Raw genomic sequence first — 21,868 nt, 5'->3', positions numbered from 1 at the left:
CATTGCCGCTACCAACTGGTTCACACCGCCGAGTCATATGCCGCTTCCGCCTGCGCCGTTGGCTACGGGTCAAACGGAGGGTTTCGGCACTTCGTTTGACCCGCAGCCGAAGGCGTAGGCGACGCTACCAAACGGATAGCAAAGTCTCGTTTAACGATTAGCCGAAGGCGTCATTGCCGCTACCAACCGGATTGCACCGCAGAGCCATTTGCCGCTTCCGCCTGCGCCGTTGGCTACGGGTCAAACTGGGTTTCGGGTTCATCGCGAACCACCTCGATCGGCCAAGGGCACAGCGGTGCCAGCTTGGCGGCGTCTTCGGCCGATGGCACGAACAGGCGGACATCGTCGGGGTCCATGTCAGTCAAGCGTACATCGCCCGATGCTCGCCATTCGCGTTCTTGAGTCCAATCGTACGTCTTGCCCTTGGACTGGAATCGGAATTGATCTTCTGGCGACAACGTGCATCGCTGAGAGGCTTCGCCATAAATCACCGGGCGAACACCGAGTTTGATTGCTGCCGATTTGCGGATTGCCACACCAAAGGGTTCGTAGTCCCAGCGGCGCAACTGGGGTCGATAGCATCGATTCTGAAGCAGTTGTGTCAAAGATGCAGCAGAAAAGCACACCACGGGCCATTGGCGTGCCGACGCGATGGCACTGGCCAGCAAACGACCGCCGCGAACGATGCTGGCCAAAGAGCACAATGGGGTCGCCGGATCCAACAATCCACTCCAAGAGGACAACAGCAAAGCGTCCTGATGCTGGTGCTGAGTCTGTCCCGGCATCGGCCCGTGCGGAGCGCGAGTGCAATGTACCAACCACTGATTCTCTGACTGCATCCACTGGTCATCGTGCGGTTCAACCTCCGCCGACTCTACGCTTGAGCTTGTCTTGTCCGCTGTGTCCGACTCGGACCAACGAGTTCGATACCAACCGATGGCTCCCATCTGCATCAGCGAACGAGTGGCTGACTTGGAGATCGAATGGATCGCGACACGGACCGATGCATCTTTTCGAGTGCCCAAGCGACGGCGGAGGGCTTTCTCGACTCTGCCTCCACGACGGACCATGACAGCATCGATTCGATCGGCAACCGAAATCAGAACGTCGTCGCGTTGCAACGGCTCCGCTGTGATTGAACGGCAATGGATGGTGGCAGAGAGCGACTCCTCATCGTCCAAGATTTCGGCCGAATCGGCATCGACGTGCAGCGTGATCAGCGGGACCGAAAAAAGCTCGGCAGCGCGTCTCGCCAATGCTTCGATGGCTGACTCAGCGGCGACCACCAACACGTGGCCCGATTGGCGACACTGAAATACGCTCGCGCTCAAGTATCGACAGACGGCGGCATGAAGTGCCTGATCATCTCCCAGATGACTGGAGGTGATTCCGACCCAGAGGCGATCTGACCAGGCGTGCGCGCGTGGCGACATTTGGACGGTACCAGGGAAACGGCGAGGCAGCGGCGACGGGGAATCGGCAGAAACATCACTTGATGTTGCGTGCTTGGTTTGTGCCGATGGTGTGGTCACGGCGGTTGCCCCCGCGTGGTGAAATCAGTTGTTTACGTCATCCGCAACATACGTCCAGAATGCGTCGCATTTCCGCGACGGCGTCTCTCATGCCGACCATCACCGCGCGGCTGACGATCGCATGACCGATGTTCAATTCGATCATATCAGGGATTCGGGCGACCGGTCGAACGTTGTTGTAATTCAAACCGTGCCCGGCGTGCAAACGGATGCCGGCGTCACTGGCTACTTTGCCGGAATCGATCAAGCGTTGTAGTTCGTGCTGGATCGCATCGCGTTTGGCCAGGGCGTACGGCCCCGTGTGCAACTCGACCGCATCAACACCCAATGCAGCGGACGCAGCGACTTGCGCGGGATCAGGATCGATGAACAGGCTGGTCAGGATTCCTTGATCTTTCAGTCGAGCGACGGCCCTGGCGATGCGTCCGTCGTCGCCGGTCACGTTCAAGCCGCCTTCCGTGGTGACTTCTTGGCGGCTCTCGGGCACCAACAGTGCCCAATCGGGCTTCAACCGGCAAGCGATCCCGACGACTTCATCGGCACACGCGATCTCCATGTTGGTCTTAACTGTGACCGTCTGAATCAGTACTTCCACGTCGCGATCTTGGATGTGCCGACGATCTTCGCGCAAGTGAAACGTGATTCCATCCGCGCCGCCTTGTTCGGCCAAAGCGGCAGCGATCACCGGATCGGGTTCGTAAGTACGTCGCGCTTGCCGAACGGTGGCGACGTGGTCGATATTGACGCCCAGCTCTATCATGAAAACTTCATCCGGGGAAACAAAACACCATTTTGGTCTGCTGAGCTTACTGCGTCGAGGACCCAGGGGTGAGAAAACGGGAGTCGTTGCAGCGGAAAATGGTTCCGATGTACGTCAGGAGATGTACGTCAGCCTTTCCAGGCTGACATGCGCCGAGTGTCAGGCTAGAAAGCCTGACGTACGTTAGTTGACTTCCCAGATCGTCAGGTCGTCGATCGACAGAGAGTTGCCACGCATCACGAAGCGGTAGTTGGGCTTGTCCGTGTCCAGCTTGGCATGGCTGATCGACACGCTTGCTCCGGCGTCGGTTTGGACGACAACTTTGTCGCCAACCATTTCGACCATCATCGTGTGCCACTGGCCGCTCTTGAAATCTCCCTTAGCCGAGCCGAGTGCAATCGCTTTCGACTTTGGATCTTTCTTGTCTTTGTCCAAGTTCACCGTCAGTTTGTCGGGCGACACGGCGACTCGGAACAAGTGGCCACCACTGTGGTTCAAACTGAAATGCAACCCTTTGGTGTTGTCATCGAACTTAAAGGAGAACTGAACCACCGAGTTGTGATTTTTCTTCTGAAAGTTCAGCACGGCGGCGTGTTTGTCTGCGGCCAGTTCTTTGCCATGCAATGCGCCGTCGACGAGCTTCCACTCTCCTTTGACCGCCGACATGACTTTGTCCAGTTTCTCGCCGTCAAACGTTTCCTGGACGACCGGCGAACCGACCGATGCCAGTTTTGGAGTCAGCGAAGCGTTCTTTTCGGCGTACGCAGGTAAGCTGACGAGGGAATGGCTGACCAGCAAAGCAACAGCAAACACAAGGGTTGATCGCAACATCATTGACTCGGGAGTGAAGGGCAGAAAGGGAGCGGGAGGGACGGGTTGGGGGAAGGGGAATTCTGGGGAATCCCATTGCGGCGTTCGTTCTAGCGGAATTGCCTGATGGGAGAATCAGTGAACCGACTGAAGATTGTAAACCGCAGCAGGCTGTCGTCGCAGAAAGGTTTCTCACAATCCAAACGGATCAATCATTTCGCAGGTGCAGGGTTCTTACTCGGGTCGTAAGGCATGAGTTGCCAGTTCGAGCAGAATGGCGTAGCCGGCAGTCCGGTGATGGAGTAGAGATTCCAAGGTGCGTCCTTGGCTGCCTGTGGAAGGCATGCGTACCGAACGGCGATTGGGTCGGGAACATGGGGACTGGAGACGATCACCTGGGTGCCAGCAATTGTTGCGTCGGCCGATGTCCAGTCTCCCTCCGCCGCGATCAGTTCGAATCCGTTGAGCGTCCCTCCGACGTCTTTCACCGCGGAACGAATGTCCTTGATCTGGCCGGCCATCAGGCCACCATTGGTGTGATCAAAATCAACCACAGCGTAGCCATCGCGAAACGTAGCCCTGGCAAACATCGGTCCGTGAGCGACCAATTTGTCTGGGTATTCCTTCGATAGTGGCCACAAAGCCAGTCGCTTGCCCACCGTGATTTTGTTCGGCGGATGGATATCGTTGTTGTTTTCGAGGTCAATCGTGACGACCATGCCGGTATGCGGAACGTTCGTCACGCGACGCTGTTCTTCACGCAGGTACGGCCATGCGTAGCTGGTCCACTGTGGCAACTGCACGTAATAGACTGGCAGGCTGGGGCGTTTCCAGGCATCACGCCAGCCGGTGATCAAGGCACGCATTTTGTGTTCGTAATCTCGTGGATCTTCACCTCGCCCACTGTTGGATTCACCTTGGTACCAAATCACGCCACGCAGACCATAGGGAACGATCGGGGCAATGCGCCCGTTGAAGATCGTGCCTGGCAACCAACTGGAATCTCTAACGAAGGTTCCACCTCGCATCGTCTGAATCCCCTCTGTGTCCCCCGTGTCGGCACGTGATTTGATCTCGCGTAATGTGGGATGGTCCGCGAACGCCGTTGCCGGGATGAAGGGTTCGATCGGTTTGCCGCCCCACGAACAGTCGATGATCCCGACGGGAACGCTCAGTTTGGCATTCAATTCTTCAGCAAACACGTAAGCCACTGCGGAGAAGTCCTTGACGTTCTGTTTGGTGCAAACTTCCCAATTCGCTGCGATGGCAAGATCTGTCTGTGGCTCGGCAGCGTCGGAGTCGTTGATTTTGCAAAACCGAATGAAATGGCTGTCGGCCCCTGCCACCATTTCGCGAGCTTCGACAAGTTTTTCTGCCATCGCGCCGACCGTATAAGCCATGTTGGATTGACCCGCTGCCAGCCATACATGTCCGAACACGACATCGGTGAACACCAATTCGTCCTTGCCCGAGCGAACGGACAGTTTGTACTGGCGTAAGGCACCCGGGTGTGATTTCAAGGTGATCCGCCAATGCCCCTGACTGTCCGCAGTGGTCGTGTGGACCAGTCCATCGATCTCGACTTGCACCTGTTCATTGGCTACGGCGACACCCCAAATCGGCACCGGGGATTCACACTGCAGCACCATGTGTTCGGAAAAGACGCTTGCCAGCTGGAGTTGCGCCGCGGCGGCGGTTGGTCGAATCGCTACCGACACGAGCAAGAGCAAGCAGGCGATGGCGGTTCGCCAATGCATGGGAGTTCGATTCATCGGTCCGCCCTTGAAGAAAGTTGTATTGAATGGCGCACTTGGTAGTGGGATTCGCCAGGATTCCGTTTGCATAGGATTTCTGTCGAAATCCACTACGCCATTGATTGAGGAAACAATCTGAAAGCGTCACGTTTCACTCTTCGTCATACACCGGCAATCCGACGCGTCCGTTCCAGCGGTCGATTTGACGTCGGACTTGGTGCGGTGCGGTGGAACCGTAGCTCACAAACGCGGCAACGGCGTTGCGTGTCCCCAGCACGTCCAAGATCGATGCGTCGATTTCTGGCGCGTGGGCGGCCATGGTTTCGATCGGCAACTCGCTCAATGGAACCTTGCGCTCCATCGCCTCGCCAACGATCGCGCCGACCACGTGATGCGCCTTTCGTTGCGGCACGCCTTTGGCGATCAACCATTCCATCAGCGTCGTCGCGTCCAAGTATCCTTCCTCTAAACGCGACGCGATCACGTCGCGTTGCAACACGCTGCCGGCCACGATCGGTGCGGCCAATCCCAGCATGGCGGCCACGGTGTCAAAGGAATCGAACAGTGGCGGCTTGTCTTCTTGCAAGTCTCGGTTGTAGGCCAGCGGTAGATTCTTGATCAACAACATCAGCGTTTGCAGGTTGCCCATCACGCGAGCCGATTTGCCTCGCGTCAGTTCCAATGTGTCCGGATTGACCTTCTGTGGCATGATGCTGCTGCCGGTACAAAAGGCTTGCGGGATTTTGATGAAATTGAATTCGACTGTGCTCCACAAAATCCATTCTTCTGCCCATCCGCTCAGGTGCGACGCGATCACGGACAGCACGAAGGCGGTTTCGAGGATGAAATCGCGATCGCTGCTGGTGTCCAGGCTGTTGGCCGTGATGCCTTCGAATCCTAACGAGTGTGCTGTTTGCTCGCGGTCGATCGGCAACGTCGTTCCGGCCACGGCGGCGACGCCCAGGGGACATTGATTGACGCGATGACGACAATCGGCGATTCGCTCCCGGTCGCGTTGGAATTTTTCGATGTAAGCCAACCAATAGTGCGGGGCCAGCACCGGCTGGGCGCGTTGCAAGTGCGTGTAGGCGGGCAGGATCACGTCGAGGTCGGCTTCGCAGCGGCTCAGGAAGGCTTTTTGCAGATCGATCAGCATGCCGTCGATCGCATCGAGAGATTCGCGAATCCACATCCGCACGTCCGTGCTGACTTGGTCATTGCGGCTTCGAGCGGTGTGCAATTTTCGGCCCACATCGCCGATTCGATCGATCAGGGCTTGCTCAATGTGCATATGGATGTCTTCCAGCTCCATCCGGATGGGAAAGTCTCCCGAATCCAGTTCGGCTTGGATTTCCACCAGAGTGTCCTGAATCTGCTGAAAATCGTCGCTGGTAATCAATCCGACCGATTGCAGCATGCGGGCGTGGGCGATCGACCCCCGAATGTCCTGCTGATACATGCGTCGGTCGAAACTGATGCTCTCAGCAAATGCTTCCAAACGCTGGTCGGTACCGGCTTGGAAAACACCGCTGCGGGATGGGCTTTTCACGGTTGACTATCCACGGGGGTGGCTGGAGGAAATAATGCGAGCCCATTATCGTCGACATTGCCCCGATGACGACCCCGCCACCGCACGAGAAGAAATCACGATGCCGAAACTCCTTCTACCGCTGCTCGCGATCTGGATCTTGCTGGGTCAAATGGCCACAGCGGCCGACGTCTTGGTCGGCGCCTTCAGCGGCCAGCCGTACGGGGTTGCGACGATCGAAATTCCGCTGCCGGTGCCTTTGGTGGGGCAAACGCCGCCTCCACTGGACGTTCGAGACGCCGGACTCGCTGCGGGCGGAGGTGCCGGACGCATCGTTTTTCCGATCGCCAACGATGTCCGCGTCCGCATGGCACCCCCATCCGAACAGCCCGTTCCGCAGCCGGGGCGTGGACGATTGCTAGGCAGATTGGGCAATTTGATCCGCGAGATCGCTGGCAACAATCCAGAAACGGACCAACTGGTCTCGCGTCGCGTGACGTTCTTGTTCCGCGGGACCGAGCCGATGCAGGTTCGATTGAGCGAAGCTAACCAGGAAATCGGCGTTTATGAAATTCGGCCGACCGTCGATCAGGCGGCGCACGCCCAACTGATGGCGTCCTGGTGGGAGGCATACACGGCAGCGGCCAAGCGTCAGATCGATGCGGGCGACTATCCGCCGTGGGTAGAGAACTACTTGGTCGCGGTACTCGCCGGACACACGGGCATGCCCCTGCCGGCTTGGTACACGGAAACCAAGAAAGATGAGGACCCACTGATCGCGACCTTGAAACTCATGTTCGGTGCCGAGGGCATCAGCGAAGAAGTGTTTCGCCAAACGGCAGCCGGCAGCGTCACAGGATCGGGCGTTTCCGGCTCAGGCGTTTCAGTATCAACACGATCCTCCGTTGCGGCCAAGCTGCCCGTGCCCCAACCGCCCAAGTGGATGGAGCCGCAACTGCCCGAGATCGGTGCTGATGTGCAAACCGAACCGTTGGCATCCCTGGTGCCGCCGGAGTGTTTTTATATCCGCTACGGTTCGTTCCCCAATTACCTGTGGTTTCGTGATCTGACGGAAGAGTACGGCGGTGACTTGTCACGCATGGTGACGCTGCGTGGGATCGAGAATTTGGGCACCGAGCGAGTCGAGACGCAGCTCAACATGAAAATGACGCAAATGACGCGTCTACTGGGGCCGACGGTGATCGAGGACCAAGCCTTGATCGGACGTGATTTGTTTCTTAACGAAGGTGCGACGATCGGCGTGGTGATCAAAGCACGCAATGTGTTTCTGCTGCGCAATTCCATCAACGGTGATCGCAAAACGTTGGCAGCGAGCGACCCCTCTGTCACTTTGAAAGATGTCACCGTTGGCAAGCACACGGTCTCTCTGCTCAGCAGCGCCGACAACCGCATCCGTTCGTTCTTGGCCGAGCATGACGAATACATCCTGGTGACCAACAGCAAAACACTAACGGCGCGTTTCCTGGAAGTCGCCGAGAACGGCAAATCGCTCGGCGCGACCGAACACTTTCGCTTGTCGCGATCGCTGGTGCCGCTGGATCGCCAAGACACCATCTTTGCCTACTTCTCGCCTGAGATGCTGCAAGGTCTGGTCTCGCCCGAGTACCTGATCGAACTGCGTCGTCGCATGCACGCGTTGAGCGATATCTCATTGGTCCACTTGGCGAGACTCGCCGCAGCGGCGGGCGACAAGAGTGCAGGCTCACCCGACAACACGGCGACGCAAGAATGGGGGATCGACGAGTTGGTGGCCGGCGGCTACTTGCCAACGAACTTCGGTGTCCGCCCCGATGGTAGCGGCGTGATCGCATTGGATGATGAGATTATCGACACGCTCCGCGGCGCGCGGGGGACGTTTTTGCCGGTGGCCGATGTGCCTTTGAAATCCGTCACGCAGGTCGAATCTCAGTGGTACTCCGAGATCGCCAACGAATACAGCACACGTTTTCCGCAGATGGACCCGATCATGATCGCGTTGCGGCGTCAGGACGTCGCCGGCGATGACGAATTAGAACGCGTTGCCGTCCACGCGGAGATCGCGCCGTTGGTGCCCGAGAAATATGGCAAGTGGGCGCAGCAACTTGGCCCACCGACGAAGGTCGCGATGCGGTTCGCGCCCGATGACATCGTTTCGCTGCAAGCGCACGTGGCCTCCGAAGCACTCGGACCCCCGACGCACTTGTTCGCTGGCATCAAGGACACGGTGCCGCCCGCGCCAGAACAGTTCGACGGAATCCTCGGTAGCTATCGCGCGTTGCAACAGTTGCCCGGTTACCTGGGCGCATGGCCGCAACCCGGCGCGATCGATCGCTTGCCGTTGGGGCTGGGCAAAGGTCGACCGGTCGGCCCCGGCATGACTCGGTTGTTGGGTGGCTTGTATCGATACACCGGGGGCGGGTTCAGCATCGTGTCGTTTCAGAACGATGTGCTGACCGCTTCGTTGCCGTTTCTGGAGGCAACGGAAGTCGACGACGTGGCGACCGCGCGTGCGCACGTCGGTAGCTTGCTGGGCAGCCAGCTGGAAAGTTGGGTGAACGGCCAGTTGTATGAACGCGCACGCAAAAGCAGTCTTGCGGGCGCAAACTTTTTGAACTTACTGGTCCGTCAAATGCAAGTCAAACCGGACGCGGCCAAAGAAGTCGCTGCGCGGATCCTGGGCGCGAACTTGCAGTGCGGTCTCGGCGGTCAATACGAGTACTCGGCCGCCAACGGACGATGGCTCAGCACGGCTTGGGGCGGCCCCGTGCCTGCAGAGTTTCCACCAGGTGACTATGTTGCTCCCGCGCTACAGTGGTTTCGTGGATGTGACGCCACGGCAACGCAGTACGCTGATCGCCTCGTCGCTGATGTGAACTTGATCATCAAGCGACAATAGTAGGTAACACGTGGGTCATAACGGCTTGGTTAGTGTTGAAATGAGGACGTTACCGTTTGGCATATCAGCCGCCACGCGATAGCGTCCGGTTCTCACGCCTTTACTCGGGAACCGGGTGCTTGCGCACTCCGGCTGATGCAATGTCCAGGCTAGCGCCCAAACGGGTTGGACCAGCGAGATTGCCATTCTGCTCTTGCTGCGACGTTAGAGTCTTCTAAGGGTGTCGCTCACGATACCGTATGACGAGCCATCGGATCGCAGCGTCGGAATCGTTATGCTGCGGAGCCACTTACCTTGCATGGAGATCATGATGTCGGAAACACAATCGGACGAACTGCCCCAACTGGCTACTCAGGACGAAGAACGTCCTTGGTTGACGATGGCGCGGCTCGCCGAAGAAGGTGATTCCGACGCACTGGTGGCCTACGTGGAAAGCCTTTCCACGGCGGATCAGGCGCTCGCGTTGAGCCGCCTGGATACGGAGCAGATGCCGCAAGTTTTTGAGACGCTGCATCCCGACGAAGCGGCGGAGTTGCTCAGCCACCTTTCGGAAGCTCAGGCAGCACAGACCATCGGATTGCTCGACCCCAGTTCGGCCGCGGCGATCATTCACGAGCTGCCCAGTGACGAGCAAGCCGACGTCTTGGGCGACTTGGATGAGGATCAAGCGAACGCCATTTTGGATGCGTTGCCCGCGACCGAAGCGGCTGCGGTTCGCGAGCTGACGGCCTATAAGGACGACGTTGCTGGCGGTCTGATGGTCAGCGAGTTGCTGCGATTCAACGAAAAACTGACCGTCGGTCAGATGATCGAGCAACTCGCAGGTGACCTCGAACGCGACCGCGAAATGGACGTTCGCTACGGTTACGTTTGCGACGATCAAAATCGGCTCGTCGGCGTGCTGCCAATGCAGAATCTGTTGTTCGTCAAACGGGCGTCGCGAATCGCGGACATCATGATTCGCAACCCATTGTCCGTTCGCGATACCACGCCGCTGGAGGATTTGGTCGAGTTCTTCGAAACACACGCGTTCTTGGGGGTGCCCGTCGTCAATTCCGATGGCGGCTTGATGGGCATCGTCCAACGCAAAGCGGTCGACTACGAAGCGTTTCGGGCGGCCGAGAGCGACTACCTCAAGAGCCAGGGTATCGTCGGCGGCGAGGAACTGCGCACGATGCCTTTGCTGCTGCGTTCACGTCGACGGCTCAGTTGGCTGAGCATCAACATCGTACTCAACCTGGGCGCCGCGTCGGTGATTGCTTTGTTTCAAGACACTCTGCAATCGGTCATCGCGCTCGCCGTATTCTTGCCCATCATCAGCGACATGAGCGGATGCAGCGGCAACCAGGCCGTCGCAATCAGCATGCGCGAACTGTCGCTCGGGTTGGTTCGCCCCAGTGAGTTTTTGCGCGTTTGGTGGCAAGAGGTTTCACTCGGTTTGGTCAACGGCACCGTGCTGGGACTGCTTGTTGCGATCTGTGCGATCGTGTTCGACGGCAATCCCTACTTGGGGCTCGTGGTCGGTTTGGCATTGATGCTCAACACGCTGATCGCGGTTTCCATTGGTGGCACGATTCCGTTACTGCTGAAAAAGCTGAAGGTCGATCCGGCGGTGGCCAGCGGCCCCTTGCTGACCACCGTGACCGACATGTGCGGCTTCTTTTTGGTGTTGAGCTTGGCCACCCTGATGTTGTCCAAGTTGGTTTGATTCGCCTCTGTCACCTCTACCAGCGCAGGAGACTGCTGATTGAGTCGTGTTGCGTTATCACTGTGAGCCGATGGCGCTAGCCACGGGCCTCGACGGGTTTCGTCAACACCATTGGGCCCGCGGCTAGCGGGCTGTTGATTTAGTGAGCCGCGACGCGTAAGCGGCCGGGCCTACCGCATTGCCCGGTGCCTTACGGCCCACGGCTCACCCTTGCGTTCCAAATTTCGATTAAATCAACAGGCCACTAGCGCCTTGCGGCTCACTGAATCAGCAGCGAATGCGAGGGAGGGGGCCTGCGCGGAACGTTAGATATTTCGTCCACGGCTTGTACAGCGTAGTCCCCTTCCTAATCCCAAGGATTAAATCCTGACCCACCACCAGGTTGTCTCGATCGCGGATCTCTTGGACACTGGCATTCATGCGATACGCCGAACTTCACTGCAAGAGCAACTTTTCCTTTCTCGAGGGAGCGTCGCATCCCGACGAGTTGGTCAATCGCGCAGCGGAACTGGGGTATGCCGCGATCGCATTGACTGATCGTGAGAGCTTGGCAGGGGTCGTTCGCGGTTTCGGTGCTGCCCGCGATTTGGATTTTCAATACATCGTCGGTGCGGAACTTCATCCGATCGACGCACCCTCGATGGTTGTATGGCCGACCGACCGCGCGGCGTACGGTCGTCTGTGTCGACTGCTGTCGACTGGCCGTTTACGATGCGAGAAAGGTCAATGTGAGTTGCATTGGCAAGACATCGCAGAGTACAGCGAAGGCATGATCGCGGCGGTCATCACGGCCGACCAAGATTCGCTTGACGAAACCTTTCTGAGAAACCGATTCCGCCGCGTCTTCGATCAACGGTCCTACTTGCTCGCCGAAGTCCATCGCGGGCCGGACGACCGTACGGTTCTGGCACGGCTACGCAAGCTGTCCCTGCGCACCGACATCCCGCTTGTCGCCGCGGGCAACGTTCATTACCACACCGCCGATCGCATGCTGATGCACGACTGCGTCACGGCGATTCGCAACGGCACCACCATCGATGATGTTCACGATCAGCGACACGCCAACAGCCAGTTTCATCTGCGTGAGTTAGCCGAGATCGCAGACCTGTATCGCGATGTCCCCGACGCGATCGAGCGAACCATCACAATCGCACAGCAATGCACTTTTTCGCTCGCGCAGTTGCGTTACGAATATCCCACCGAAATCGCTCCGGCGGGCAAATCACCGATCGAGCATTTGAAGCGTTTGGCGTGGGAAGGCGCCAACCAGCGTTGGCCCGGCGGCGTTCCCCAACGCATCATCGACTTGCTCAAGCACGAAACGGAGTTGATCGAAGAACTCCACTATGAAGCGTACTTCCTGACCGTCTGGGACATGGTGCGGTTTGCCCGCAGTCGTGACATTTTGTGCCAAGGCCGCGGATCGGCCGCCAACTCGACGGTTTGCTATTGCCTGGGAATCACGAACGTCGATCCTAGCCAAAGCGATTTGTTGTTCGAGCGATTCATCAGCCGCGAACGCAACGAGGCGCCCGATATCGATGTCGATTTTGAGCATCAACGACGCGAGGAGGTGCTGCAATATCTGTACGAAAAGTATGGTCGCGACCGCGCCGGGATGACGGCGACCGTGACAACCTATCGTGCCCGCAGCGCCGTGCGGGAATCGGGCAAGGCACTCGGGCTGTCAGCGGATTTGATCGATTCGCTCGCCAAGATCCTCGGGCATTACAGCGTCAAAGAAAAGATGCAGGAGAATCTGGCGCAGTGCGGATTGTCACCCGAGAGCGATTTGGGCAAGCGATTCCTGTACCTCGTCAACACGCTGATGGGTTTCCCCCGTCACCTTTCTCAACACGTCGGTGGCATGGTGATGACGGCGGGCCTGTTGTGCGAACTGTGCCCGATCGAAAACGCCGCGATGCCAGGTCGCACGGTGATCCAGTGGGACAAGGATGACTTGGACGAACTCGGGATTTTGAAAGTTGACGTGTTGGCATTGGGCATGCTTTCTGCCCTGCGACGTTGCTTTGATCTGGTCGCCCGACACCACGGCCATCACCTATCACTGGCAACGATCCCCCACGACGATCGGGCGACGTACGACATGATTTGCCGCGCCGACACGATCGGTGTGTTTCAGATCGAGAGCCGTGCCCAGATGAGCATGCTGCCGCGACTGCGACCACGATGCTTTTATGATTTGGTGATCGAAGTCGCGATCGTGCGACCGGGACCGATCCAAGGCGACATGGTGCACCCGTTTTTGAAAGCACGCGAGAACCCCGATTCGGTCATCTATCCCAACGATGCGATCAAGCAAGTCTTGCATCGAACCATGGGTGTGCCGATCTTTCAAGAACAGGCGATGCGGTTGGCGGTCGTGGCGGCGGGATTCACGCCGGGCGAAGCCGATCAGCTTCGACGCGCGATGGCGGCTTGGCGTCGCCCCGGTGTGATCGATCACTTTCGCACCAAGCTGCTCGACGGTATGAAAAAAAACGGATTGACGGGCAAATTTGCCGAGCAAGTGTTCAATCAAATTCGCGGTTTCGGCGAGTACGGCTTCCCCGAGTCACATGCCGCCAGTTTTGCATTGTTGGTCTACGCATCGTGCTACCTGAAACAACACTATCCGGCCGCGTTTTGTGTCGCTCTGTTGAATAGCCAACCGATGGGTTTCTACGCGCCGGCGCAGTTGGTGGACGACGCGCAAAAGCACGGTGTTCGTGTTCGCCCGGTCGACATCAACGCGAGCGATTGGGATTGCACACTGGAGCCGGATCCCAATCGCTCCACCCAAGATCTCAATGGCGTCGCGATTCGACTGGGACTTTCCAGCGTACGCGGTTTGCCTGCCGAGGAAACACACGGATTGCTGGCCGAGAGAGAACACGGTGGCCCCTTCACCAGCGTGGGCGATCTTTCTCGACGATGCAGATTGGGACAAGCCGTGATGGCGACTTTGGCGGACGCCGATGCACTTTCATCGCTCTCGGGCGACCGACGTGCTGCCGTCTGGCAGTCGTTGGGCGAAGAAAAGAAGCCCGGGCAATCACCTCTGCTGGAAGGCTTGCCCGATGATGAGTTGCTGCCCGATGAATTGCTCAAGATGTCACCGCTGGAGGAAGTCCACGCGGACTATCAGACGACTGGTCTGAGTCTCAAAGGCCACCCGATCGCGTTTGCACGAAACGAATTGAAAAAGCTTCGCTGCGTCAGCGCCGCAGAGTTGCCAGGCCTGCGTGACGGTCGACACGTCCGCGTTGCCGGCATCGTCCTGCTGCGTCAACGTCCGGGGACCGCCAAAGGGATCACGTTCGCAACACTGGAAGACGAAACCGGCACAATGAACTTGGTCCTCTTTCCCAAGGTCTGGGATCGCTTTTTCAAGATCGCCAAAACGAGTAACGCTTGGCTGGTGGATGGTAAGCTGGAAAATCGCAAAGGAGTGATCCACGTCATCGTCGGCCGCCTGACCGACTTGACCGACGCCGTCGGCGACCTCGAATTGCGTTCACGCGATTTTCGGTGAGCAACCTGCGGCGGTCCGATCGTCTAAAGTGGATGTCTTTCGCCATCAACGAAATCCACCCGGCTGACGTTTAACGAGAACGCCCCAATGAACCTTCAAACGCTCCGAGCCCTTTGTCTGCCATTGGGTGCCGTGCTGGCTTGCCTCTTTGCGTTTCCGATACCGATACAAACGATGGAGTCGCTGGCGGTGATGCTGGTTCCCGGCGGAGTTCCTCGGCTTCCCAGTACGTATCTCATTGGGTGTATCGGACTGCTATTGTTGGGAGCCGCCGTCGTCGACTCGACGTTGTCACATGACTTGCGACGAAGTCGATCAAAGATGCTGCTCTTGATTGCGGCGGCGGGATTTGCATTGGCGTCTCTTACGATGGGCAAGGGAGGCTTTGATCTGCACGCGGCATTCACTCGACTCGCGACGGCCGAAACAGTCGAGGGTACCGTGCTGCTGGCGGATTTGGAAAGGGCGAAGCCACCGTTCTGGACGGGGTGGATCAGTATTCTTGCGGCATCCGTCGTGCTTTGTATCTCTCGGATTGCTGGGCAGTCGTCGTCCGAATCCGCTATCCCTCCGGCCCACAATCATCTGGGCGTTGTGGCAGCGACGACTGGTTTCCTGGTGAGCCTCTGCGCGGCGTTCATCACTCATCGTGCATTAGAGGGGCTCAGCGATTGTTATCGATCGGCCAGATCAGTTGAACCGTCCCTGATTGCCTCGTATATCAATCAGATCGTTTTCGTTGCCGTCTTACTGAGTGCCTTGTCGTACTTGCTGATGTCGATCGCGATGATCGTGACCGGACTCGCAAGCGAAAAAACAAAGACGAACGCTTGAACGGTGGAGGCAACCCTCACACAAAGTTACACCGCTTATGGCTGCTACAGTTAAGTCCTGACCAGGTTCACGACTCACAGTCGCAAGGGTCGCCACCACCGTTCAAGCACATTCGAACTTTCAGTTTAGACGCTGGCGGTTTTCTCGTCCACTGCTCGTTTTTCGTAGCGGACGCGATACACCGGAATGGCATTCTGACGGCTTCGACGCTCAAAATGCGTGCGAAAATCCAGATCGTGCGTCGACTCGATCTCTTCTTCCGGGATCGGGACGCCAAATTCCGGTGCGATTTCCGCGATCATTTCCACCGTGGACTCGAAATAATCCAGCACGTCGGTCCAGAAATGCAGTCGACCGCCGGTCTGCAGAGCCCGTGAAAAGTTCAAAACGCTGCGTTCGTTGACCACCCGACGCTTGCGATGACGCTTTTTCCACCACGGATCCGGGAAATAGACGTGTACCGCCGCCAAGCTGCCCGGCGCGATCCGCTGCTGGAACAACGGCTCCGCGTTCCCGGAAACCATGCGAGCATTGCGGAGGCCGGTTTCCCGTACCGAGTCCGCTTTCACCAGCCGCGCGGCGGCGTGTTTGGCGTATTTGGCAATGATCTCGACGCCCAAAAAATTGTGTTCGGGGACACGTGACGCTTCGTTGGTCAGAAAAAGCCCTTTCCCCGAGCCGACTTCGATCTCCAGAGGATGATCGTTTCCGAACAGGGTCTGGCTGTTCAGCGTCTCGGGAAGCTGCTCCGAATCGATCAGATGATACGACAGGTCCAGCGACTCGGCCGGGCGTCGAATGGGGCTGCGGGGCATCGAATGGTCGGCGGAATCGCGTAGGTGGCAAGCGGGGAATCCCGTCATCGTAACTTCTGACGATTTCCCTACAATGGCCGCCGGCGGCTTGCCGATTGGGATGGCCGCCTAAGACCATGGCGGTCAGACACCCCCGCCCGCAGCATCATTTCCCCTCATCGCAAAAAGTGGTTTCATGGCGGAGTCAGCCGATTTCAAGGGACTGCACGATTTCAATGGGCTGCACGTTGCCGCATTGGAAAGTCGACGATGCGACGACATGGATCGACTGATCACCCGGTACGGCGGCGTCAGCCACGTCAGCCCGTCGATGCGCGAGGTCCCGATCGAACCCAATCGTCCCGCCATCGACTTTGCCTACCGTGTCATCACCGGCGAAATCAACATCGTGATCTTGATGACCGGTGTCGGTTTTCGCTTCTTGATGCGTAGCATCGAACGCCACGTCGACACCCAGCGATTCCTCGACTCGCTGTCTGACATCACGACGATCTGTCGAGGCCCCAAACCCGCCGCCGCGCTGCGTGAATTCGGACTCAAGGCCACGATTCGCGTCCCCGAGCCGAACACCTGGCGGGAGCTGCTGACCACGATCGATCAACACGTTCCCATCGCCAATCAAGTCGTCGGGGTCCAAGAATACGGCGTCTCCAATGCCTCCCTGGTCGCCGGTTTGGAAGCCCGCGGGGCGTCGGTCGAACCGCTCAAGGTTTACGGCTGGGAGCTGCCCGTCGATACGCAGCCGCTGGCAGACAACGTTCGCGCCCTGGCGGCCGGCCAACGTGACATGCTGTTGCTGACCAGCGCCCACCAAATCGTTAACATGCTGCGGATGGCCGAAACGCTGGGGATCGTCGATCAACTGCGAGACGGCTTGCGAACAACCGCCATCGTTTCGATCGGTCCGACCACCACTCAAATGATGAACGAGTGTGATCTGCACGTCGACATGGAACCGTCGCACCCCAAAATGGGTCACTTGGTCACCGAAGCTGCCGCACGGAGCGGAGAACTGACGGCCGCCAAATCCCGGATGCGACAATCCGGAGCGGTGATCAAAGCCTCACGAGACGCCGCCCTATCCTCCCTGACTGATAACCTGACTGATCATTCGAATATGCACCCATCTCACAACAGCTTGTTTCTCAAAGCCTGCCGAGGCGAACCGACTTCGCGCACTCCCGTTTGGTTGATGCGACAAGCCGGACGATACATGGCAGAGTATCAGGAAGTCCGCGCGAAACAAACTTTCCTGGAACTCTGCGCCAATCCCAAACTATGCAGTGAAGTGATGTGTACCGCCGTGGATCGATTGCAAGTCGATGCGGCGATCATCTTTTCGGACCTCCTGCCTTTGCTCGTCCCGATGGGCTTTGACTTGGAGTTCGTCAAAGGCGACGGACCCGTGATTCACAACCCGGTGCGTTCTCCCGAAGACGTCAAGCGTGTGAAGCCGCTCAGTGACCCCAGCGACTTGGGGTTTGTCTACGAAACCGTTTCGCAGACCCGCGCGGACTTGCCAGCAGACATCCCGCTGATCGGTTTCGCCGGATCACCCTTTACCCTGGCCAGCTATGCGATCGAAGGAGGCGGCAGCCGGACCTACACCAACACCAAAAAACTGATGCTCAGCGACGGTGGTGCTTGGTCCGCTATGATGGATGTCCTGTCCGACGCCATCACGGTCTACCTCAATCATCAGATTGCCGCCGGGGCGCAGTGTGTGCAATTGTTCGACAGTTGGGCCGGCTGCCTTTCGCCCGGTCACTACACCCAATTTGTCTTGCCCTGGATGAAACGAATCATCGGCGACATCGCCCCAGGTGTCCCCGTCATCAACTTCGCCACCGGAAACCCGGAACTGTTGCCGCTGATGCGAGTTGACGCTCGAACGGTCGTTGGCGTTGACTGGCGGATCGACTTGAAAACCGCGTGGGACCGCATCGGATCGGATTGCAGCGTCCAAGGAAACATGGACCCGACCGTTCTGTTGGCCGAGCCGGATGTGATCCGAGACGCCGTGGCCGATCTACTGGACTCTGTTCGAGGTCGAACCGGACACATCTTTAACCTGGGTCACGGTGTGCTGAAAGAAACTCCGGTTGAAAACGCGATCGCCCTGGTCGAATGCGTCAAAGAACTCAGCAGTGTGGACTGAGGCGAAGTAGAATCGATCGCTCCAGTTACGAACGTTTCAGAATTTCACTGCTATTCACCTGAGTCCCATGCAACCAACCGATGCCTCGCGTCCCAACGCTCGAGACGCCGCATCGGCAAGCGATCCTGTCGTTTGTCCGTTTTGCCCATTGCACTGCGACGATTTGTTGGTGGATGACCGTGGACAGACCACCGTCGACTGTGAATTCGCAAAGAGTGGCTTCGGAAATGCGGCGGGCGATCCCTCGATTCGCCGGGGTCGCAAAACGATCGCCCTTGATCGGCTTGACGAGTTGGCATCGGAGCTTGGGTTCCCCGACGTTCCCCTGGTTTCGCTGACATCGGCGCCGCTGAATCAGTCGCGCCGCTGGATGAGGCTGCACCAATCGGGTGCGATTCGCCTGACATCGGAATCCACCGCATCGACACGGGCTCTTGCCACTGCCATCCGTCGCGATGGCGTCATCGCGGCAACAATCGCCGACGTTCGCCAACACGCGGACCTGATCGTCACGGTCGGCTCCATCGATCGCTGCACGCCACGATTGCGAGAACGACTTTCTGGTGATCGATCCGTCCAATGGCGTTCACTGGGCAGCTGCATCAGCGCAACCCACTTGGCAGACCTCCTGATGGCCGTCCGTCATGGATCGCCGGTTGAATCGAATGATTCGTTCAACGCTCAATCACAAGATCCCTGCACGCACCTCAGCACCGCTCGTTACATCGCATTCATCGTCGCCGATGACGCATTGGCTGATGCGGACAACGTCATCGGTGCATCCTTATTGCTCCAGTTGATCGTCCAACTCAATCAACAATCACTCGATCCGACAACGAGACGACGCGCGGTGCTGATGGCTCTGGATCCCTTGCAAAGTCTCAAAGCCGTCTTGGGTTGGAACGGAATCCCGCTGCCGATGCTTGGTACGGACTCGACGGCCGTCGACATTCGCATCGGCAATCCGTTGCCCGAAAGCCCACCGGCGAAACTGCAAATCGGTGGTCGAGACCCCGGAGAGGCGATTGCCGAAGTTTTCATCCCTGCATCGCAAGCCGGTGTTCACGTTGCCGACATGGTGATCCGGGGTGATGGCACCGTGACCCTGCCGCTGCAGCCGGTGCTGGGTGGCAGCTTGTCCGATCCGGTCACGATCGTGGAGCAGTTCATCGGCACGTCTGCAGTAACAGGAACATCGGATGATGCACGATGATCGAGAACAAAGATCATGCACCTCGCTACCGCCCTGTCCAGGCAACCGCAATCGGTTGCTTCTTTGCCCTTGTCGTGGCGTTCGTGACCGCGGTGTTGCTCCTACTCAACGGTTCGCTGGTTCTTGCGTTACTCAATCGGGTTGCCAAAGACTTACCGATGTGGATGCGACGGCCGGGCTTCTTGCAGTTTGCTCTGTTCTCGTTGCCCGTGGTGTTGGTGGTGTTGGAATGGATCTTGTTTGATTACCTGCGATCGTTGTTTCGCAAACGAGAAATGGATACGGAAGGTTAACGTTTCATGCAGCTCTATTTGATTCGACATGCCGAAAGCGGCAACAATGCGGTGCCGACTTATCAACGGAGCGAAGACCCTTCGATCACATCGGTCGGGCGTCTGCAAGCGGAACATCTTGGTAACTGGATCAAGACGCTGCGGTTTGATGCCATGATCACCAGCCCCTTTCGCCGTACGCTGGAAACCACCCGAACGGTCCTGCAAGCGAACTCAAAGCCCTCAGACGTACGAATCTGGGACAGCGTGTTCGAGCGTGGAGGTTGCTACCGCGGCTGGAACGCATCCAACGTGGCGGGAGCACGTGGAATGGGCCGCAGCGAGATCCTCAACGAGTTGTCCGATGTCGTGGGAACGCTGACGATAGACGAAACGATCGGCGAAACGGGATGGTGGGGCGAGCAACCCAGAGAAACCGACGACGCCGCGATCGAGAGAACCGGCATCGTCGCAGAGCGATTGGTGCGCGAGTTCGGCGGTGATGGTAAGGGCTCCAGCGAGAACGGCCAATCGCCGGTCATCGTCATGGTCACGCACGCGGATTTCAAGCGTCTGTTGTTGAGCCGGCTGCTTGATTCCAAAGCCGACGCAATGCGATTTGGGCCATTAAGGAACACGGGTGTGACACGATTGAACTACGCCAAGAATCAATGGCAACTCGACATCCTCAACTCCGTCACCCACCTCCCCGCCCGCCTGATCACCGGCAATGAACACTGAGAGGTGTCGCACAGAACAATACAGAAATCAGATTTGAAGCTGCCTGCGTAGTGATTGGTAAGCATTTTCTTCGGCTTCTACCCCGAATTGCCCCATGTAGTTTCGTCGAAAGTCATTGAGCGTCGGACTGTTCCGCATCCCAATTGCAGCATGCACCTTTTCCTCGAAAAGGTGCGGTTGATGCAAGGCTGCACTGACGCCTAATCCAAGTCTCTCCAGGGTGGCAGCCGTTACTCGTTGCTCCAGATACAACGGACAAGCCATGACTGGAATCCCGTAGGAAAGCAACCTGAGCGTTGAGCCGTGATTTCCGTTTGTAATGGCGAAATCACATTCTTCGGCAACGCTCTTCAGCGTCACAGCACCGGATTGATGCTTGACCAACGGTTCGCCCTTCGTCGCTTTCTCGTTTCGTGGTTCTCGAAGCGACACGGCGGCGACTTCTGCACCAGCGTCAAGCACGCTCTGGATCAAGGCATCATTTCCTGGGTTCGGTTTCAAGTAGGCAAATACCTTTTTCTTTCGCAGACCGGGCCATTGGACACTCCGGCCGTCAACATGGTCCCAGATCCCAAGGTGTGTTGCCTGATCGTCACGCTGGTAGTGATCCAGCTCTGGCACCGTCGACAACAGAATGCCCGGATCTGATTGCAAGATAGCTGCAAAAAACTCAAAGGGTTCGGCTTGCCGCGACAATGCATCGTTCACCCACTGAACCATCGACTGTTCCAAGTTCCATTCACCCTGATGAGGCGTCAACCCCTTCATGGATTGCAAAGGGGTCTTTGGCGGAGGACAAGCGTATCCGGTCCCGATCTGGATGATGGGAATACCGTGTCCCCGAATACCGATGGCGGCCCCGATTCCAAAGTCTGACACCACATGTGTTGGACGAACATCGGCGATCAATCCTCGCCAAGCGTTTGCAAATACAGCCACATGATCCGGCGAATCATATCCCAGGTTATAAGCCAAACCCGCAATCGTCGTCGGATTTCGAAACGGCGCGTGAGAAAGGTTGGTCTTTGTCGGTGCTTGTCGGATTTGAAATATCGACGGATGAAAAAAACGATGGACGTGTGAAAGATCACAGGCGGCGACGGTAACGCGAAACCCGTCGCTGACCAAGCGACTGCCGAGCAACGCGAATCGTGACAAGTGGCCGAAACCGGTCCCCCACTCCCAAGCATAAAGGATGTGATGATTGTTGTTCTGCCGGCTCACGCGATGTCTCAATACTCATGACATTCCCAACGTCGTCCACCGTGCCAACACAGCACCGCAGAATGCGCTAACATACACCGAAACCTGT

The 21,868-nt window shown here is 57.7% G+C and carries 15 protein-coding genes and 1 other RNA gene; 8 read left to right on the top strand and 8 right to left on the bottom strand.

Translation table 11 applies throughout. The features are described 5' to 3' along the window. Nucleotides 1–233: 233 nt before the first annotated feature. The 5 genes from Pla52nx_RS30415 to argH all read right to left on the bottom strand — a co-directional run bounded on the left by Pla52nx_RS30415 (nt 234) and on the right by argH (nt 6,405). A complete protein-coding gene (locus tag Pla52nx_RS30415; protein ID WP_146519479.1) occupies nt 234–1,532 on the bottom strand; it encodes a hypothetical protein in 1,299 nt (432 codons plus the stop codon). A gap of 37 nt (nt 1,533–1,569) precedes the next feature. Next, nucleotides 1,570–2,292: a pyridoxine 5'-phosphate synthase gene (locus Pla52nx_RS30410; protein ID WP_146519480.1), complete on the bottom strand. Its 723-nt coding sequence runs from the start codon at nt 2,290–2,292 to the stop codon at nt 1,570–1,572. A 183-nt stretch (nt 2,293–2,475) separates the two neighbouring features. Beyond that, nucleotides 2,476–3,123: a family 16 glycoside hydrolase gene (locus Pla52nx_RS30405; RefSeq protein ID WP_146519481.1), complete on the bottom strand. Its 648-nt coding sequence runs from the start codon at nt 3,121–3,123 to the stop codon at nt 2,476–2,478. A 191-nt stretch (nt 3,124–3,314) separates the two neighbouring features. Then, nucleotides 3,315–4,874 (bottom strand): sialate O-acetylesterase, encoded by a 1,560-nt coding sequence (locus tag Pla52nx_RS30400; protein ID WP_197454470.1) that lies wholly within the window; start codon nt 4,872–4,874, stop codon nt 3,315–3,317. A gap of 133 nt (nt 4,875–5,007) precedes the next feature. Next, complete coding sequence (gene argH / locus Pla52nx_RS30395; RefSeq protein WP_146519483.1) at nt 5,008–6,405, bottom strand: argininosuccinate lyase; 1,398 nt, start codon at nt 6,403–6,405, stop codon at nt 5,008–5,010. 100 nt (nt 6,406–6,505) lie between these two features. Between argH and Pla52nx_RS30390 the strand changes: the two genes are divergently transcribed. The 4 genes from Pla52nx_RS30390 (at nt 6,506) to Pla52nx_RS30375 (ending at nt 15,357) form a co-directional block, all read left to right on the top strand. Next, on the top strand, nt 6,506–9,280 hold the full coding sequence (locus Pla52nx_RS30390) for a hypothetical protein (protein WP_146519484.1): 2,775 nt from the start codon (nt 6,506–6,508) through the stop codon (nt 9,278–9,280). A gap of 310 nt (nt 9,281–9,590) precedes the next feature. Next, nucleotides 9,591–10,988, top strand: coding sequence for a magnesium transporter (gene mgtE, locus Pla52nx_RS30385; RefSeq protein WP_146519485.1), 1,398 nt, complete (start codon nt 9,591–9,593; stop codon nt 10,986–10,988). Between the two features lie 418 nt (nt 10,989–11,406). Beyond that, nucleotides 11,407–14,523 (top strand): error-prone DNA polymerase, encoded by a 3,117-nt coding sequence (locus tag Pla52nx_RS30380; protein ID WP_146519486.1) that lies wholly within the window; start codon nt 11,407–11,409, stop codon nt 14,521–14,523. A gap of 87 nt (nt 14,524–14,610) precedes the next feature. Next, nucleotides 14,611–15,357 carry a hypothetical protein gene (locus tag Pla52nx_RS30375; protein WP_146519487.1) on the top strand — a complete coding sequence of 249 codons (747 nt, stop codon included), beginning with the start codon at nt 14,611–14,613 and terminating at the stop codon, nt 15,355–15,357. Nucleotides 15,358–15,359: 2 nt separating this feature from the next. Here Pla52nx_RS30375 and ffs read toward each other — a convergent pair. Next, nucleotides 15,360–15,454: signal recognition particle sRNA small type (gene ffs, locus Pla52nx_RS30370), an RNA gene on the bottom strand. Between the two features lie 28 nt (nt 15,455–15,482). Beyond that, entirely contained in the window at nt 15,483–16,220 is a 738-nt protein-coding gene (trmB, locus tag Pla52nx_RS30365; protein ID WP_231741881.1) for a tRNA (guanosine(46)-N7)-methyltransferase TrmB, read from the bottom strand. A gap of 127 nt (nt 16,221–16,347) precedes the next feature. On the opposite strand from trmB, the gene hemE reads away from it, so the two are divergent. The 4 genes from hemE to Pla52nx_RS30345 all read left to right on the top strand — a co-directional run bounded on the left by hemE (nt 16,348) and on the right by Pla52nx_RS30345 (nt 20,556). Continuing rightward, nucleotides 16,348–18,330, top strand: a complete 1,983-nt coding sequence (gene hemE, locus Pla52nx_RS30360) for a uroporphyrinogen decarboxylase (RefSeq protein WP_146519488.1) — start codon at nt 16,348–16,350, stop codon at nt 18,328–18,330. Nucleotides 18,331–18,397: 67 nt separating this feature from the next. After that, the gene (locus tag Pla52nx_RS30355) at nt 18,398–19,543 is read left to right on the top strand and encodes a hypothetical protein (protein ID WP_146519489.1); all 1,146 of its coding nucleotides are present in this window, start codon (nt 18,398–18,400) and stop codon (nt 19,541–19,543) included. Then, complete coding sequence (locus Pla52nx_RS30350) at nt 19,540–19,836, top strand: hypothetical protein (RefSeq protein WP_146519490.1); 297 nt, start codon at nt 19,540–19,542, stop codon at nt 19,834–19,836. The genes Pla52nx_RS30355 and Pla52nx_RS30350 overlap by 4 nt, the downstream gene beginning before the upstream one ends. Before the next feature lie 6 nt (nt 19,837–19,842). Then, nucleotides 19,843–20,556, top strand: a complete 714-nt coding sequence (locus Pla52nx_RS30345; protein ID WP_146519491.1) for a histidine phosphatase family protein — start codon at nt 19,843–19,845, stop codon at nt 20,554–20,556. Between the two features lie 27 nt (nt 20,557–20,583). Here Pla52nx_RS30345 and Pla52nx_RS30340 read toward each other — a convergent pair whose 3' ends face one another. Beyond that, nucleotides 20,584–21,780, bottom strand: a complete 1,197-nt coding sequence (locus Pla52nx_RS30340) for a glycosyltransferase (RefSeq protein WP_146519492.1) — start codon at nt 21,778–21,780, stop codon at nt 20,584–20,586. Nucleotides 21,781–21,868: the final 88 nt, after the last annotated feature.

Source organism: Stieleria varia (assembly GCF_038443385.1).
GTDB classification, from domain to species: Bacteria; Planctomycetota; Planctomycetia; order Pirellulales; family Pirellulaceae; genus Stieleria; species Stieleria varia.
Note: the sequence above shows the minus strand (reverse complement) of the source record. Positions and strands in the feature narration are given on the sequence as shown.